This window comes from Curtobacterium sp. S6 (assembly GCF_000710345.2).
Lineage (GTDB): Bacteria > Actinomycetota > Actinomycetes > Actinomycetales > Micrococcaceae > Rothia.
Genome location: NZ_JHEL01000015.1, coordinates 447,869 through 462,782, shown reverse-complemented (window position 1 = coordinate 462,782; position 14,914 = coordinate 447,869). Strand labels below are relative to the sequence as shown.

Sequence of the window (14,914 nt, the reverse complement as noted above, 5' to 3'; positions counted from 1 at the left end):
GGTCGCTGGCAATCGGTAATCCAGCATGCCGGCGCATTGCTGTGCGATACTGACAGAGGTGAGAATCGCGCCGCACGCGGTTCACAGCCCAATGTGCAGCCGATAGGTGCCGTGCACCGCGTTCCGGATCGGGACGCGAAGACCACCTTGCACAAGACTTCAGCAGGAAGCGAAGCTCGGCGCATTCATTGGCCCAGGTGGTGCCCTTCGCCGGCGAGTCCACATTGCCGGCTCGAAGAGCCCCACCGGGTACGCAACGACTTCCGGTCGCCGCGAACGACGTGGTGAGACCGAATAATCGAGAGATCCCGGGTGCGGCTCGGGACGCTCTTCATAGGAGTACTAACTACACATGAGCACAACACCAGAAGGCACCGCGGAATTTGGCGGGGCCGATTCGGCCGAACCCATCAACAGTACCGAGGGGCAGGCAACCGCCGCCGAGACCTCTCCCCACGTCGACCAGGCCGCACAGGCTGCCGGCACCGGCGCCCCGGCGGAGCCTGCCGCTCCGGCCGATTCCACCGGTGATGCCACCCCCGAGACCGACGACGAGTCGTCGGCGGAGGAATCTCAGGACACCGGGGAGAAGTTCCCCGCGGTTTCCGCAACGTCCCTCCTGTTCCACGCACCGGATCTGGACGAGATCAAGGCCGCGGTCAAGCAGCCGAAGAAGAGCACCGATGAGGCCGAAGAAGACGACGAGCCCGAGGACGACGTCGTGGAGGACGGAGACGTCGTCTCGCGCCGCCGCCGTCGCCGCCGCCGCGGCGGTGAAGACCTCGAGCTGACCGGCGGGTCGGAGGGCGATCCGCCCAACACCGTGACCAAGGTGCGTACGCCGCGCCTGAACGAGGCCGCCGCCTCCAATAAGGTCACCTCCGTCAAGGGTTCCACCCGCCTCGAAGCCAAGCGTCAGCGGCGCCGGGATTCCCGGCAGTCGGGACGTCGCCGCCAGGTCATCACCGAGGCCGAGTTCCTGGCCCGTCGCGAATCCGTGGATCGCCAGATGATCGTCCGGCAGAAGGACGACCGCATCCAGATCGGCGTCCTGGAAGACGGCGTGCTCGCGGAGCACTTTGTGTCGAAGACGCAGCAGGATTCCTTGATCGGAAACGTCTATCTGGGCAAGGTCCAGAATGTCCTCCCGTCGATGGAGGCGGCCTTCGTCGACATCGGACGCGGCCGGAACGCCGTGCTGTACGCCGGCGAGGTCAACTGGGATGCCAGCGGCCTGGACGGGGCGCCCCGCAAGATCGAGAACGCCCTGAAATCCGGTGACTCCGTCCTGGTTCAGGTCACGAAGGATCCGATCGGGCACAAGGGCGCTCGGCTGACCTCCCAGATCTCCCTGCCGGGGCGGTACCTGGTCTACGTCCCGGGTGGGTCGATGACGGGCATCTCCCGGAAGCTGCCGGATACCGAGCGGGCCAGGCTCAAGAAAATCCTCAAGGACAAGTTGCCCGAGGGCGCCGGCGTGATCGTTCGCACCGCCGCCGAGGGTGCCGCCGAGGAAGAGCTCGCGCACGACATCAACCGACTCCGTGCCCAGTGGGAGGAGATCGAGTCCAAGTCGAAGTCCAAGAAGACGCTGTCCCCGGAAATGCTCTACCAGGAACCGGACCTGACCATTAAGACGGTCCGCGACGTCTTCAACGAGGATTTCTCGGCCATGGTGGTCCAGGGGGAGCAGGCCTGGGACAACATCGAGGCCTACGTGACCTATGTGGCCCCGGACCTTGTCGATCGCCTCAAGAAGTGGGACGGCGAGGATGACCTCTTCGATCACTACCGCGTCGAGGAAGGCCTGGCCAAGGCTCTCGAGCGGAAGGTTTTCCTTCCGTCCGGCGGTTCGTTGGTCATCGACCGCACCGAGGCGATGACCGTGGTCGATGTCAATACCGGCAAGTTCACCGGCTCCGGCGGAAACCTCGAAGAGACGGTCACCAAGAATAACTTGGAGGCCGCCGAGGAGATCGTTCGCCAGCTTCGACTGCGTGACATCGGCGGAATCATCGTCATCGACTTCATCGATATGGTTCTGGAACAAAACCGGGACCTCGTGCTCCGCCGATTGATCGAGTGCCTGGGGCGCGATCGCACCAAGCACCAGGTGGCCGAGGTGACGTCCTTGGGTCTCGTCCAGATGACACGCAAGCGCATGGGCACCGGCCTGCTCGACGTGTTCTCCGAATCCTGCGAGCACTGCGGTGGCCGCGGGATCATCGTGCACGACCAGCCCCTGAAGGGCCGCGCGGGTGCGGCACCCGTCGAGCACAACAACCGCCAGGATCGTAAGCGCAATAAGGATCGCGGCCGTTCCTCGAAGCCGTCGCACGAGCCGGCCAAGCGCGACGAAGCTCAGGCCGAGGCCAACCGCAACGCCGTGGCCAATATCGCGGCGGCCTCGGTCCAGCAGGACGAGGAAGCGCCCTCGGCTCAAGGCAAGCGTCAGGAGCAGACGGGACAGGCCGTCGAGGGCGGCGAGTCGAAGTCGGCCAAGAAGCGGAAGCGTCGCAAGCGCAATAAGGACCGTCAGACGGATTCGCACCAGCCCCAGGATGCCGCGAGCCAGGCCCCTCAGGACGCGGCGGATCAGGATCAGGCCGACGGGCGCCAGCACCGTTCGATCACGGATTCCGATCCGGACATGGTCGTGACGATCCAGGGTGAAGTGGTCAACCTGCCGCAGTCCGAGCGTCGGAGCAAGGGCAAGAGCACCGAGAATAACGACGCCTCGATGAGCCTGGACTCGCTGAGCGCGGCCTTCGAGGACAAGGGTTCCGAGGAGCAGCGGGCCGACGAGCCGGTTGCGGAGACCCCGGAGCCGTCCGAGGAGGCCTCGACGATCTCGCGGGCCCGACGCCGTTCGGAAGGCCGCCGCGACGCCGCCCGGACCCGGTCGGGACGCCAGGGCGCCGAAGCAGCCCGCAAGGCGGCGCTCGAAGCGTTGGAAGACATGCGTCCCGGTCGTAACCGCAGGAAGAAGCCCGCGGAGAATGGCGGAAGCGGGGACAACCGCTCCACCCAGCAACGCGGAAACGGCCGCCGTCAGCCGGCGCGCGACAACACGCCGGATCCGTCGGCCGCGACCGTGACAGGCGTTGCCGTGCCCGGATCGGGCGAGGCGAAGGCACCGGAAGCTGCGCAGGAGCCCGCCGAGACGCGCCAGGCCACACAGTCCCAGGCCGAAGCGGTCCAGAAGCCGAAGAAGCGTCGTAGCCGGCGTGCTGCCTCGAGCACGGGTGTCGGTGGCGAGATCCAGTCGGGTATCGCCGGCAAGGCGTCGGGCGGAACGGTGTCCTCGGGCGAGTACCGGTCGCCGTCACGGGAGAACGGTACTTCCGACGAGGTCACCATGCTCGGCGTCGGGGTGAAGGCGTCGGAGATTCGCCGCGCCGAATAAACCGGGCATTGTGATGCGTGTCGCGTGAATGAGTGCGCGACACGCATCACCGCCACTTGCCGCCGCACCTGCGGTATCGTAGTCTTGTATGTCGGTGCTCATTAACATCTCATGAACGGACGTTTATGTCCGGGCCGGTCATACGGGCTGAGAAGGGTAGATGAGCATGAGGGTGCAGACGCGACGCGGTCCCCACCGTTGACAGCGATGCGGCAGGCCTCATCCGTCTCAGCGAGAGGTCGCCGGTTCGGGCGCCCTCCCCAAGAAACTTTGTACATATAACGTCGAGAGAAGTGAGTTCCCAAGTGGTGTACGCGATTGTCCGCGCTGGCGGCCGCCAAGAAAAGGTTTCCGTCGGAGACCTCGTGACCCTTGACCGCGTCGCCGGCGAGGCCGGCAGCACCATTGAGCTGCCCGTCCTGATGCTGGTCGATGGCGAGTCGGTCACCGCCGATGCGAAGTCCCTGGCTTCGGCCACGGTCACCGCAGAGAAGGTCGAGGACCTCCGCGGTCCGAAGATCGTCATTCAGAAGTTCAAGAACAAGACCGGTTACAAGAAGCGACAGGGCTTCCGGGCCGATCTGACCAAGGTCAAGATCACCGGCATTAACGCCTAGTCATCGACTCACGGTTTTCCGTCAGAATATTTTCATCCGAAGGTAGGCAGGAATGGCACATAAAAAAGGTGCAAGCTCAACCCGTAACGGCCGCGACTCCAACCCCCAGTACCTGGGCGTGAAGCGCTTTGGCGGCCAGGCCGTCAACGCCGGCGAAATCATCGTTCGCCAGCGCGGCACCCATTTCCACCCGGGCGAGAACGTCGGCCGCGGTGGAGACGACACCCTCTTCGCTCTGGCCGCCGGCCAGGTCGAGTTCGGCCGTCGTCGCGGCCGCAAGGTCGTCAACATCTTGTCCGCGGCGGAGTAATACTCCCGTCGTGATGTGCCGGTCCAACGGGCCGGCCCAGGAAAAGAGGACATGCGCGTACGTCGCGTATGCCCTCTTTTCTGCTTAACAGATAGAATCGCGGAAAACGCACCGCATCATTTCGAGGAGTTTGTGTGGCCAATTTTGTGGACCGGGTCGTGTTGCACGCCAGCGGTGGATCCGGCGGCGACGGCTGCGTCTCCGTGCGCCGTGAGAAGTTCAAGCCCCTCGGAGGCCCCGACGGAGGCAACGGCGGAAACGGGGGAGACGTCATCCTGCGCGTGGATGGCCAGTCCACGACCCTGTTGGAATACCACCATTTGCCGCATCAGACCGCTCCCAAGGGCGACGTCGGCCGCGGGGCGATGAGCCACGGGAGGCACGGCGAGAATCTGATCCTCTCCGTCCCCCAGGGAACCGTCGTGAAGTCCAAGGACGGCGAGGTCCTGGCCGACCTTGTCCGCGAGGGCGACGAGTACGTCGCGGCCCGCGGCGGGATCGGCGGCATGGGCAACGCCGCACTGGCGTCTCCCAAGCGTAAAGCGCCCGGTTTCGCGCTCCTCGGGATCGAGGGGGAGGCCCGGGACATCGTCTTGGAGCTCAAGTCGATCGCCGACGTCGCCCTGGTCGGCTACCCCTCGGCGGGTAAGTCCTCTCTGATCGCGGCCATCAGCGCCGCCAGGCCCAAGATCGCCGACTATCCCTTCACCACGTTGGTGCCCAATCTCGGCGTCGTCGAAGCCGGGGACGTTCGGTTCACCGTGGCCGACGTGCCGGGGCTGATCGAAGGCGCCTCCGAGGGGAAGGGGCTGGGGCATCGTTTCCTGCGACACGTTGAGCGGTGCGCGGCCATCGTCCACGTCATCGACTGCGCGACGCTGGAACCGTACCGGGACCCCATCAGCGACTTCGAGACCATCAACGCGGAATTGTCCCGCTACGAGGTGGATCCCTCGGCGGAAACGTCCACGCCGTTGGTCGAACGCCCGCACATCGCCGTCCTGAACAAGATCGACGTGCCGGAGGCCCGCGAGCTCGCGGAATTCGTCCGGGGAGACCTGGAATCCCGCGGCATGCGGGTCGTGGAGATTTCGACGGCCTCGCACGAAGGTTTGCGGGAACTGTCCTTCGCCATGGCCGAGCTCGTCGAGGCCTCGCGTGCCCAGGCCGCCGAGACCGAAGAGGCGGAGCCGGCCCCCGCGGTCATTCGTCCCCGAGGCTTCTCGAAGAAGAAGGCTCGGGAGTTCTCAATTCGTCATGAAGAGAGAAACCTGGAGCCGCTCTTCCGCGTCTTGGGTGAGAAGCCGGAGCGTTGGATCAAACAGACCGATTTTGCAAATGACGAGGCGGTCGGGTTCCTGGCGGATCGTCTGGCTAAGCTCGGTGTCGAAGATGAATTGTTCAAACAAGGTGCCAAGCCCGGTGACGCCGTGGCGATTGGTCCGGACGCGGACGCCGTGCTCTTTGACTGGGAGCCCACGATGATGACCGGCGCGGAGAATCTCACGAGCCCCCGGGGAACCGATGCCCGGCTCGAGGAGCTTCTCCGACCGACCCGTGCCGAAAAGCGCGAAGACTATCAGCAGCGAAAGGACGCGAGGGCGGCCGCCCGCGCGGACCTCGAGTCCGAACGTCTTGCCGGCAAATGGACCGAATCGGTGGAGCAGGCGCGTGAGCGCAAGGCTCGTGGAAACGGCACCGAGAGTACTTCTCGAGGAGACGAAACAGAAGATGAGCAAGGGTAGCGCGAAACTCAAACAGACAGAGATCCAGCGGTCTGCCGAGAACCGAGGCAAAAACCGGGTCAGCCCGATCGAAAAACGATCGGACATCCCCAAGGCCAAGCGCGTCGTCGTCAAGGTCGGTTCCTCGTCGTTGACGTCGATCGCGAATTCCTTGGACGAGCTCGCGGTCGCGACCGTGACCGACGTCTTGGCGAAGGCCCACGCACGCAACGTCGAGGTGGTGTTCGTTTCCTCGGGCGCGATCGCCGCCGGTTTGGCCCCGCTGGGGCTTAGCCGTCGCCCCAAGGATCTTTCGACGCAGCAGGCCGCGGCCTCGGTGGGACAGTCGCTGATCATGACGCGCTACACGGAGCTGTTCACCCGGTACGACGTCACGATTTCCCAGGTGCTGGTCACGGCCGAGGACCTCATGCACAGGAACCGGTACCACAACGTGCATCGTCAGCTGGAGCGCCTTCTCGACCTCAACGTTTTGCCGATCGTCAACGAAAACGACGCCGTGGCGACCCACGAGTTGAAATTCGGCGATAACGACCGGATCGCCGCGCTGGTGGCCCACACGATCAAGGCCGACGCCCTGTTGCTGCTGTCGGACGTGGATGCCCTCTACACCAAGCATCCCGCGGAAGGCGGGGAGCGCATCCCGGAGATCACGGATCCCGAGAAGGACCTTGAGGGCGTGGAAATCGGCACGGTCGGGCGCGCGGGTGTCGGTTCAGGCGGCATGGTCACCAAGGTCGAGGCCGCCAAGATTGCCTCGGCATCGGGCATTCCTGCCCTGGTGACCTCGACCGCCAACGCGGCCGCGGCGCTTGCGGGGGAGGACGTCGGAACCTGGTTCAAACCCACTGGCGGGCGTCGCTCCGTGCGTCTGGTTTGGCTGACCCAGCTCGCCAAGACCAAGGGCGCGCTGACCCTGGACTCCGGTGCCGTCAAGGCCATCCGGCGGCGCACCTCGCTGTTGGCGGCCGGCGTGACCAAGGTCGAGGGCGTCTTCCGTCCGGGGGAGGCCATCGCGCTGAAAACCCCCGAAGGGAAGACCATCGCCCACGGAATCGCCGCCTATTCGAGCGATGAATGCAGCAAGACCGCCGGAAAGCATACCGACGACGTCGTCGACGATCTCGGAGAGAGCTTCGACGGGGTGCTCGTGCACGTGGACAACCTCGCCCTGTTGCGTCGCAAGCCGTAACAGGCGCGTGTTTTCGATGGGGCCGGGATCGTGAAGGACCACGTCATCGGCTTTTACGCACAGTGAAAGCGGATGAATCACGATCCCTGTCCCGCTATGGTGGATGCCATGAGCGATAACGCACAGGCACAACAGTCCACCTTCTCGGTTCCCGAGGATGTCCAGAGCGCCGTCAATGCGATGGCCGACGACGCCCGCGCCGCGTCGCGCGTGCTGGCAACCGCCGACCGAAGCCGAAAGGACCGGGCGCTGTCCCGCATCGCGGAGGCCATCGACGAGCACCGCGACGTCATTCTCGGCGCCAACGCGCAGGATGTTTCCCGGGGTTCGGAGAAGGGCCTCGCCGAGAACCTGCTGGATCGTCTCACCTTGACTCACGAGCGCATCGACGGCCTGATCGAGGCCTTGCATAGCCTGGCCTCGCAGGTCGATCCCATCGGAGAAATCCTGGACGGGCAAACCCTGCCCAACGGCCTGAGGGTCTCCAGGGTTCGTGTGCCGCTCGGGGTGGTCGGCGCCATCTACGAGGCGCGACCGAATGTCACGGTCGACATCGCCGGCCTGGCCCTCAAATCGGGCAATGCGGCGATGCTGCGCGGCGGGTCCGCGGCATTGGAGACCAACAAGACGCTGGTGGGCGTGATCCGCGACGCGCTCGATGCCGCGGGCCTGCCGATGGACGCCGTCCAGTCGGTCGATGAATTCGGCCGCGACGGGGCGAACGCTCTGATGCTGGCCCGAGGCAAGGTCGACGTGCTGATTCCCCGCGGCGGAGGAAGCCTCATCCAATCGGTCGTGCAGAACGCCCGGGTGCCCGTGATCGAGACGGGCGAGGGAAATGTTCATATTTACCTGGACGAGTCGGCCACTGCCGATTCCGCTGTCCCGCTGGTGGTCAACTCCAAGATTCACCGCCCCTCGGCCTGTAACTCGGCCGAGACCTTGCTCATCCAGAAGGGCGCCCCGGCCGCCCCGGACGTCCTGCAGGCGCTCGTCGAGGCGGACGTGCGTCTCCACGTCGACGAGGCCGCCGCGGAACTCGCCGGGGGCCTGTCCGATCGCGTGGTCGCGGCGACCGAGGGGGACTGGGACTCCGAGAGCCTCGCCCTGGAAATGTCGGTTCGAGTGGTCGACTCCATGGATGAAGCCCTCGAGCACATCCAGAAGTACTCGACGGGGCACACCGAGCTGATCATCACCAACGACCTCCGGAAGGCGGATGAATTCGTCAATCGCGTCGACTCGGCAACCGTCATGGTCAACGCCTCGACACGATTCACGGACGGTGGAGAGCTTGGTCTGGGGGCCGAGGTCGGTATCTCCACGCAGAAGTTGCATGCTCGCGGCCCGATGGGTCTCGCCCAACTGACCTCCTCGCAGTGGGTTGTCCGCGGACAAGGTCATACCAGGGGCTAAACTGGGTGTGACTTCATCGCACCGGCACCACGGCGGACGAATTCAGCGTCGCGTCGGAAGGGAATATCTAAGAACATGCTCAACACCGTTATCCTCGCCTCCGCAACCGTGGCGAAAGAGTCCGAAGGCTACGACCTCGGAATTCCGCACTGGTTGGTCGCCGTGATCTTCTTTTGCGCCTTTGTGCTGTTGGCCATCGTGACCATGTCTTTCTCCGGCCGAGGGATTCAGCGGGACTCCGTGAGCCCCTCATCCCTTTCCCCGGAGGAAGTCGAGGCCATGACCGAGTACAGCCAGAAACACCGCCGCTAGAAGTCTGGAAGAGAGCCGGGACCGCCTGTGTGCGGTTCCGGCTATGCAGTTCATGAATCCACATCTGAGTCTCACCCCCTGCGACGGCGTTTCCGTTCCCGCCCGCAGAGAAGGCCGCACCCGCCTCGGCGTCATGGGCGGCACCTTTGACCCGATCCACCACGGGCACCTCGTGGCGGCCAGCGAAGTCGCCTCGGTCTTCGATCTCGACGAGGTCGTCTTCGTGCCCACCGGAGAGCCCTGGCAGAAGGCGGACAAGAAGGTCTCCTCGGCGGAGCATCGCTATCTGATGACCGTCGTCGCGACCGCGTCCAATCCACGGTTCACGGTTTCGCGGGTGGATATCGATCGCCCCGGGCCCACCTACACGATCGACACCCTGCGTGATCTGCGTTCCATTCGGCCCAATGCCGACTTGTTCTTTATCACGGGGGCCGACGCGATGGCGCAGATCCTCTCGTGGAAAGATGCCTCGGAAATGTGGGACCTGGCGTATTTCGTGGGCGTGACGCGCCCCGGGCACGAACTGGCCGCGCCCTATCAGGGCGAGGGTGTGGGGCTGCTCGAGGTGCCGGCCATGGCCATTTCCTCGACCGATGTTCGCAAGAGATCGGCCGCCGGCAAGCCCGTGTGGTATCTGGTTCCCGATGGCGTCGTTCAGTACATCAACAAATACGACCTGTACGATCCCCACGTGGACTCTGACGATGTGCGGGGGCGCCAAAATCCGGACCGTCTCCCGAGGGAACACGGAGGCAACCATAGGCCGGTAGACTCAACAGCGACGCGGTAACGCCACGTCGAGCGGATACGTCAAGGAGTTTTCAGCTGAGTAGCAATCTTCCCACCACGACCGACATCTCGTCGGATCCGGACAAGGTGTATGTGGCGGAGGACGGAACACAGGTCCCTCCGGCTCCAGAGGAGTACGGTCCTCGTCGCCTCATGAGGTACCGGCGGGAGTACCTGGCCGAGGTCAGGGGAGAGCCGCCCCTGCATACCCAGGGCGTGCCGATCGTACCGGCGGCAGAGCCGAGCCCGGACGTCCTGGAGATTCAGCGACGGTTCGAGGCCCTTTCCCATTCGCTGGAGGAACACGGCGAATTCGTGCAGCTCGGCGAAAACGCGGAGTTCGACGCCTTTATTGCAGGTGATTCATCCGCGGTTAAATTCCAGGAAGAAGACGTGCTGAACGCGGTTCAGCGCCATATTCTCGGCGAATCCGGATCTGTCGCGGACACTCCGAGCATGTCCATTAATCCGGCACATCTCTCCGGGTTTAGCAGCACCGACATCAAACGTGATTACGACGAGCACGTCTTGGGTCCGGTGACCATGGGCGTTCCCGTGGTCTTCGGTTCTCATGCTCCGGAGACGGACGACGTGGCCGGGGGAGCCACACTCCCCGCCGAAGAGCAGCGGACCTCGGCGAGCACCCTTCCGGTCGGTGCGCCGGAGGAAGCGCCTTCCCCGGGGGCTATCGATCCGGGCGACGGTGCCGCAAGCCTCGGCTCGGAGGTCTCGGCATCAAGCGGAACCGACGCCACGACCATGGGGGATGCCGGCCGATCGGACTCATCCCGGGAGGCGACGGAGAATTCGGTGAGCGACGCGTCGCCATCCTCCGCGGCTCGCCCCGTTCGGGCCATGGACGCCCACGGCCTGGACCTGTCGGGTATGGACCGCAAGGCACCCAAATCGGGTTCGAGGATCGCGGTCTTCGTTCTCATCGCACTACTTCTCATCGCGGCCGTTGTCCTGGGAATTGTCTTCCTGCTCTAACGATCGCTCATCTCAGTCCCGAAAGGACGCCATGACCGCAACGCAAGAATCCATAGATGCCATCATCTTGGCGGCCCAGGCCGCCGAATCGAAACAAGCTACCCAACTGAACGCGTATGACGTCTCTGAAATCATGGGGCTCATCGACGGTTTCCTGATCGTCTCCGCATCGAACGAAAGACTCGTGGACGCGATCGTGGACGAGGTCGAGGACCAGCTGCGGGAACAGAAGGACCTCAAGCCGATTCGTCGCGAGGGGAAGTCCGGTGGCCGCTGGGTTCTGCTGGACTTCGGCGACATCGTGGTGCACGTTCAGCACGAGGAAGAGCGCGCGTTCTACGCCCTCGACCGGCTCTGGGCGGACGCACCCCGCATCCCGCTGGGTGTGGAGAACGAGGTCGAGGAAGTCGGAGAACTTCCCGAAGCCTCGGAGCTGGCACCTGAGCCGAAGTCCTAAAGCCTTCCTGGTGGGGTAGATCACTCGCTACGGATTTGCGCAGGCTGGATCGGCTCTCGTATAGTAGAGGAGTTGCCGCGAGGTAACACCGAAGATGATCCTCGGGATCATCGTTTGGGGCTGTGGCGCAGCTGGTAGCGCATCTGCATGGCATGCAGAGGGTCAGGGGTTCGAGTCCCCTCAGCTCCACCGGCAAGAAGTACCCCGTCCATCTGGGCGGGGTACTTTTTTGTGCTTCCCGCTCCACCGTGCCGTGGTTTTGACAGTGACCCAGGACATGGTTGGCCCCTCAGTGCCGGAATATGCTGAGAGTGTCGGCAGACACAAGGAGGCAGACATGACCGTCGTCAAGATCAATAAGTTGTCGGTCCCAGAAGGCGCGGGCCAGGAACTCGAACACCGCTTTGCGGAACGCAAGCATTCCGTGGATTCGGCTCCCGGTTTCGAAGGGTTCGAGTTGCTTCGCCCGGCCGGTGAGCAAAAGGAATACTTCGTCATCACCCGGTGGGCGGATGAGGAGAGTTTCCAGGCATGGGCGTCGCAGAGGACACCTCGGGACCCTAAATCCACCGTGTCCACTTCGGAAGGCATGCTGGAATTCGAGGTCGTGGACCTGGACTGATCTCTACGGCGGCAAGGCTCGCCAGGTTCGATTACCCTTCTCGGGGCGAGCCTTGCTACACTGATCAAGTTCTTGGGGCTGTGGCGCAGCTGGTAGCGCATCTGCATGGCATGCAGAGGGTCAGGGGTTCGAGTCCCCTCAGCTCCACTCAACGGCAAAAGGCCGGCATCGCGAAAGCGATGCCGGCCTTTTGCGTACCCGGGGTTGGAACCGTGTGCGACGGGCGGTCCCCGGTGGGAGGTCAGCTGAAGGGGGCGTACGTCGTCCCGGACACGAATGGTGTTCTTCTTTGGAAAACTGGATTGTTCGGCAGGGCGTACTTATGATGTTCCTGGCGGGTGAGTTCCCTGCGTCAGCCATAACACGATCCAGCTAGGCCTTGTGGGCGGCTCACCCGCCGTACATCAGTCCTCGTTATCCGAGAAGGATATTTTCCCTATGAACGCCACCGAACATGTTGATGAAGCCGGATCCTCCCTGCCCTCAGGCCAGGTCGCAGAGCGACGCCGGCGACGCCGTCGCACGGCCATGGTGCTGGCGACGCTGAGCCTGCCGCTGCTCGCGACCGCCTGCTCGGGTCAGGGCACGCCCAAGGCCGAGCGTCACGACAAGCCCGTCGTGCTCACCACGTTCACCGTGTTGGCGGATATGGCGCAGACGATCGCGGGGGACCACGTCAAGGTCGAATCGATTACCAAGCCCGGCGCGGAAATCCACGAGTACGAGCCGACCCCCGAAGACATCAAAAAGGCCTCTCAGGCGGACTTGATCTTGGAGAACGGAATGAACCTCGAGGCGTGGTTCGAGAAGTTTACCCAGGACGCCGACGCGCCCAAGGTCACGGCGTCGGACGGTGTTCAGCCGATCAGCATCGAGGAGGGCGAAGGCAAGGGAAAACCGAATCCCCACGCGTGGATGAGCCCCGTCGCCGGTGAAAAATACGCCGACAACATCGAAAAGGCCCTGTCGGACCTCGATCCCGAACACCGGGACGATTTTCGGCGGAATGCCGAGGACTACAAGAACAAGCTCGACGACATTCACGGGCGCCTGACCTCTCGTCTGCACGAGATCCCGGAGAACCAGAGGAAGCTCGTGACCTGCGAGGGAGCCTTCTCGTACCTGGCCCACGACGCCGGGCTCTCCGAGGAATATCTCTGGGCGGTCAACTCGGATTCCCAACCTTCGGCACAGCACGTCTCCGATGTGGCCCGCGACGTCAAAGACAGCGGTACCCGGGCGGTATTCTGCGAATCCACCGTGTCAGATAAGACGATGCAGCAGGTTGTTCGGTCCTCGGGGGCCGAGTTCGGTGGCACGCTCTACGTCGACTCGCTGTCCGACGCGGACGGCCCCGTGCCGACGTACCTGGACCTGCTGACCTACGACACCGAGACGATCGCGTCCGCACTGACGGGCGCCAAGAAATGACCGGTTCGGCGGCAGCCCTCGACGTCTCGAGCCTGACCGTGGATTACGGCTCCAACCGGGCGTTGGAAGGCGTAGACCTAACCCTCGGGCCGGGAACGGTCTGTGCAGTCCTCGGGATGAACGGCTCGGGCAAGTCCACGCTCTTCAAGGCGATCAGTGGGACCGTGCGGCCCACGACCGGGAAGGTCAGGATCCAGGGGGAGAGCGTGCGCGATGCCCTTAAACGCGGGCTGCTCGGGTATATGCCGCAGTCCGAGGCCGTCGACTGGGAATTTCCCGTATCCGTCTGGGACGTCGTCATGATGGGTCGGTACGGAGCCATGGGCATGACGCGAGCCCCGCGTAGCGCGGATCGGGAAGCGGGAGAGCGGGCACTTGCGAAGGTTGGACTCACCGAATTTGCGCAACGCCAGATCGGCCAGCTGTCCGGCGGTCAGAAGAAGAGGGCCTTTTTGGCCCGCGCCCTGGCCCAGGAAGCGCAGGTGCTCCTCCTCGACGAGCCGTTCGCCGGCGTGGATCGCGTGTCGGCCGGGACGATGATCGAGGTGCTTCGAGGCATGGCGGCCGAGGGGGTCGCCGTATTGATCACCGTGCACGACGTCGAGAACATCGCGCGCCTGGCCGACGAGGCCATCCTCCTGCGTGGCCGCGTCGTTTTCCGGGGCACGCCGGGCGAGGTCCTTCAGCCCGAGAATTTGGCGCTGGCCTTTGGGGGAGAATAAATGCATTTCGTCGAGCTACTTCTCGAGCCTTTTCAGTACGGCTTCATGCTGCGGGCCATCGAGGCGACACTCTTGGCCGCCGTGCTCTGCGCGGTCTTGTCGTGCTGGCTGGTCCTGACGGGCTGGGCCCTCCTGGGCGACGCCGTGTCCCACGCGGTCTTGCCCGGTGTGGTCCTGTCCTATATCTTCGGGCTTCCCTTTGCCGTGGGCGCGGCGGTCTTCGGGATACTCGCCGTGGCCCTCATCGGGGGAGTCAAGGAGACGTCCCGGGTCAAAGAAGACGCCGCGATCGGCATCGTGTTCACGACGCTCTTTGCGCTCGGGCTCGTGATGGTCTCCGTGACGCCTTCCCAAGTGGATCTCAACCACATCATCTTCGGGAATCTGCTCGGGGTATCGCCCTCGGACGTGATTCAGGTGGCGATCTTGTCGATCGTCTGTCTGCTGGTGTTGGTCCTGAAACGGAGGGACCTGACGCTCTACGCATTCGATCCGGGGCACGCCCGAACGGTCGGCCTGAATCCTAAGGTCCTCGGCGGCATCCTGCTTGGCGTGCTGGCGCTGACCTGCGTCGTTGCGCTACAAGCCGTCGGTGTGGTCCTGGTCGTTGCGATGCTCATCATCCCCGGCGCCACGGCGCGACTCCTGACGGACCGGATGTCGCGCATGCTCTGGATCGCCCCGTTGACCTCCGCCGTGAGTTCTCTCGTGGGGCTCTACGTGAGTTACTACCAGGACACCTCCTCCGGCGGGATGGTGGTCCTGTGCCAGGGCATCCTTTTTGCATTGGTCTATCTCGCGGGACCGCGGGACGGGGTGCTCGCCAAGGCCCTTCGGCGTCGGCGAGTCGGTTCCCTGGCGGAGCAGGCATGACGCGCGCCTCACCCGGTGAGGGCAAGCCG

General features: G+C 64.2%; 14 protein-coding genes and 2 tRNA genes. All 16 read left to right on the top strand.

What is annotated here, in order from left to right:
• The first annotated feature begins 352 nt into the window (after positions 1-352).
• The 16 genes from CURSPS6_RS04310 to CURSPS6_RS04235 all read left to right on the top strand — a co-directional run bounded on the left by CURSPS6_RS04310 (position 353) and on the right by CURSPS6_RS04235 (position 14,885).
• Positions 353-3,406 carry an Rne/Rng family ribonuclease gene (locus tag CURSPS6_RS04310; RefSeq protein ID WP_051687623.1) on the top strand — a complete coding sequence of 1,018 codons (3,054 nt, stop codon included), beginning with the start codon at positions 353-355 and terminating at the stop codon, positions 3,404-3,406.
• A gap of 305 nt (positions 3,407-3,711) precedes the next feature.
• Positions 3,712-4,023, top strand: coding sequence for a 50S ribosomal protein L21 (rplU, locus tag CURSPS6_RS04305; protein WP_030014390.1), 312 nt, complete (start codon positions 3,712-3,714; stop codon positions 4,021-4,023).
• Between the two features lie 52 nt (positions 4,024-4,075).
• Positions 4,076-4,333, top strand: coding sequence for a 50S ribosomal protein L27 (gene rpmA / locus CURSPS6_RS04300; RefSeq protein ID WP_030014389.1), 258 nt, complete (start codon positions 4,076-4,078; stop codon positions 4,331-4,333).
• 134 nt (positions 4,334-4,467) lie between these two features.
• Positions 4,468-6,078 (top strand): GTPase ObgE, encoded by a 1,611-nt coding sequence (obgE, locus tag CURSPS6_RS04295; protein ID WP_030014387.1) that lies wholly within the window; start codon positions 4,468-4,470, stop codon positions 6,076-6,078.
• On the top strand, positions 6,065-7,270 hold the full coding sequence (proB, locus tag CURSPS6_RS04290; RefSeq protein WP_030014386.1) for a glutamate 5-kinase: 1,206 nt from the start codon (positions 6,065-6,067) through the stop codon (positions 7,268-7,270). Before obgE ends, proB begins: the two co-directional genes overlap by 14 nt.
• A gap of 108 nt (positions 7,271-7,378) precedes the next feature.
• Complete coding sequence (locus tag CURSPS6_RS04285) at positions 7,379-8,686, top strand: glutamate-5-semialdehyde dehydrogenase (protein ID WP_030014385.1); 1,308 nt, start codon at positions 7,379-7,381, stop codon at positions 8,684-8,686.
• Positions 8,687-8,761: 75 nt separating this feature from the next.
• Positions 8,762-8,998 carry a hypothetical protein gene (locus CURSPS6_RS04280; RefSeq protein WP_030014384.1) on the top strand — a complete coding sequence of 79 codons (237 nt, stop codon included), beginning with the start codon at positions 8,762-8,764 and terminating at the stop codon, positions 8,996-8,998.
• Positions 8,999-9,050: 52 nt separating this feature from the next.
• Positions 9,051-9,791 carry a nicotinate-nucleotide adenylyltransferase gene (nadD, locus tag CURSPS6_RS04275; protein WP_082470335.1) on the top strand — a complete coding sequence of 247 codons (741 nt, stop codon included), beginning with the start codon at positions 9,051-9,053 and terminating at the stop codon, positions 9,789-9,791.
• Positions 9,792-9,943: 152 nt separating this feature from the next.
• A complete protein-coding gene (locus tag CURSPS6_RS04270; RefSeq protein WP_030014381.1) occupies positions 9,944-10,780 on the top strand; it encodes a hypothetical protein in 837 nt (278 codons plus the stop codon).
• A gap of 31 nt (positions 10,781-10,811) precedes the next feature.
• On the top strand, positions 10,812-11,237 hold the full coding sequence (gene rsfS, locus CURSPS6_RS04265; RefSeq protein ID WP_035810182.1) for a ribosome silencing factor: 426 nt from the start codon (positions 10,812-10,814) through the stop codon (positions 11,235-11,237).
• Between the two features lie 116 nt (positions 11,238-11,353).
• A tRNA-Ala gene (locus CURSPS6_RS04260) sits at positions 11,354-11,426 on the top strand.
• Between the two features lie 148 nt (positions 11,427-11,574).
• Positions 11,575-11,859 carry an antibiotic biosynthesis monooxygenase family protein gene (locus tag CURSPS6_RS04255; protein WP_030014379.1) on the top strand — a complete coding sequence of 95 codons (285 nt, stop codon included), beginning with the start codon at positions 11,575-11,577 and terminating at the stop codon, positions 11,857-11,859.
• Between the two features lie 74 nt (positions 11,860-11,933).
• Positions 11,934-12,006: transfer RNA gene (locus tag CURSPS6_RS04250), tRNA-Ala, on the top strand.
• Between the two features lie 291 nt (positions 12,007-12,297).
• The gene (locus tag CURSPS6_RS04245) at positions 12,298-13,290 is read left to right on the top strand and encodes a metal ABC transporter substrate-binding protein (protein WP_082470058.1); all 993 of its coding nucleotides are present in this window, start codon (positions 12,298-12,300) and stop codon (positions 13,288-13,290) included.
• The gene (locus tag CURSPS6_RS04240) at positions 13,287-14,012 is read left to right on the top strand and encodes a metal ABC transporter ATP-binding protein (protein WP_030014375.1); all 726 of its coding nucleotides are present in this window, start codon (positions 13,287-13,289) and stop codon (positions 14,010-14,012) included. Before CURSPS6_RS04245 ends, CURSPS6_RS04240 begins: the two co-directional genes overlap by 4 nt.
• A complete protein-coding gene (locus CURSPS6_RS04235) occupies positions 14,013-14,885 on the top strand; it encodes a metal ABC transporter permease (protein WP_030014374.1) in 873 nt (290 codons plus the stop codon).
• Positions 14,886-14,914: the final 29 nt, after the last annotated feature.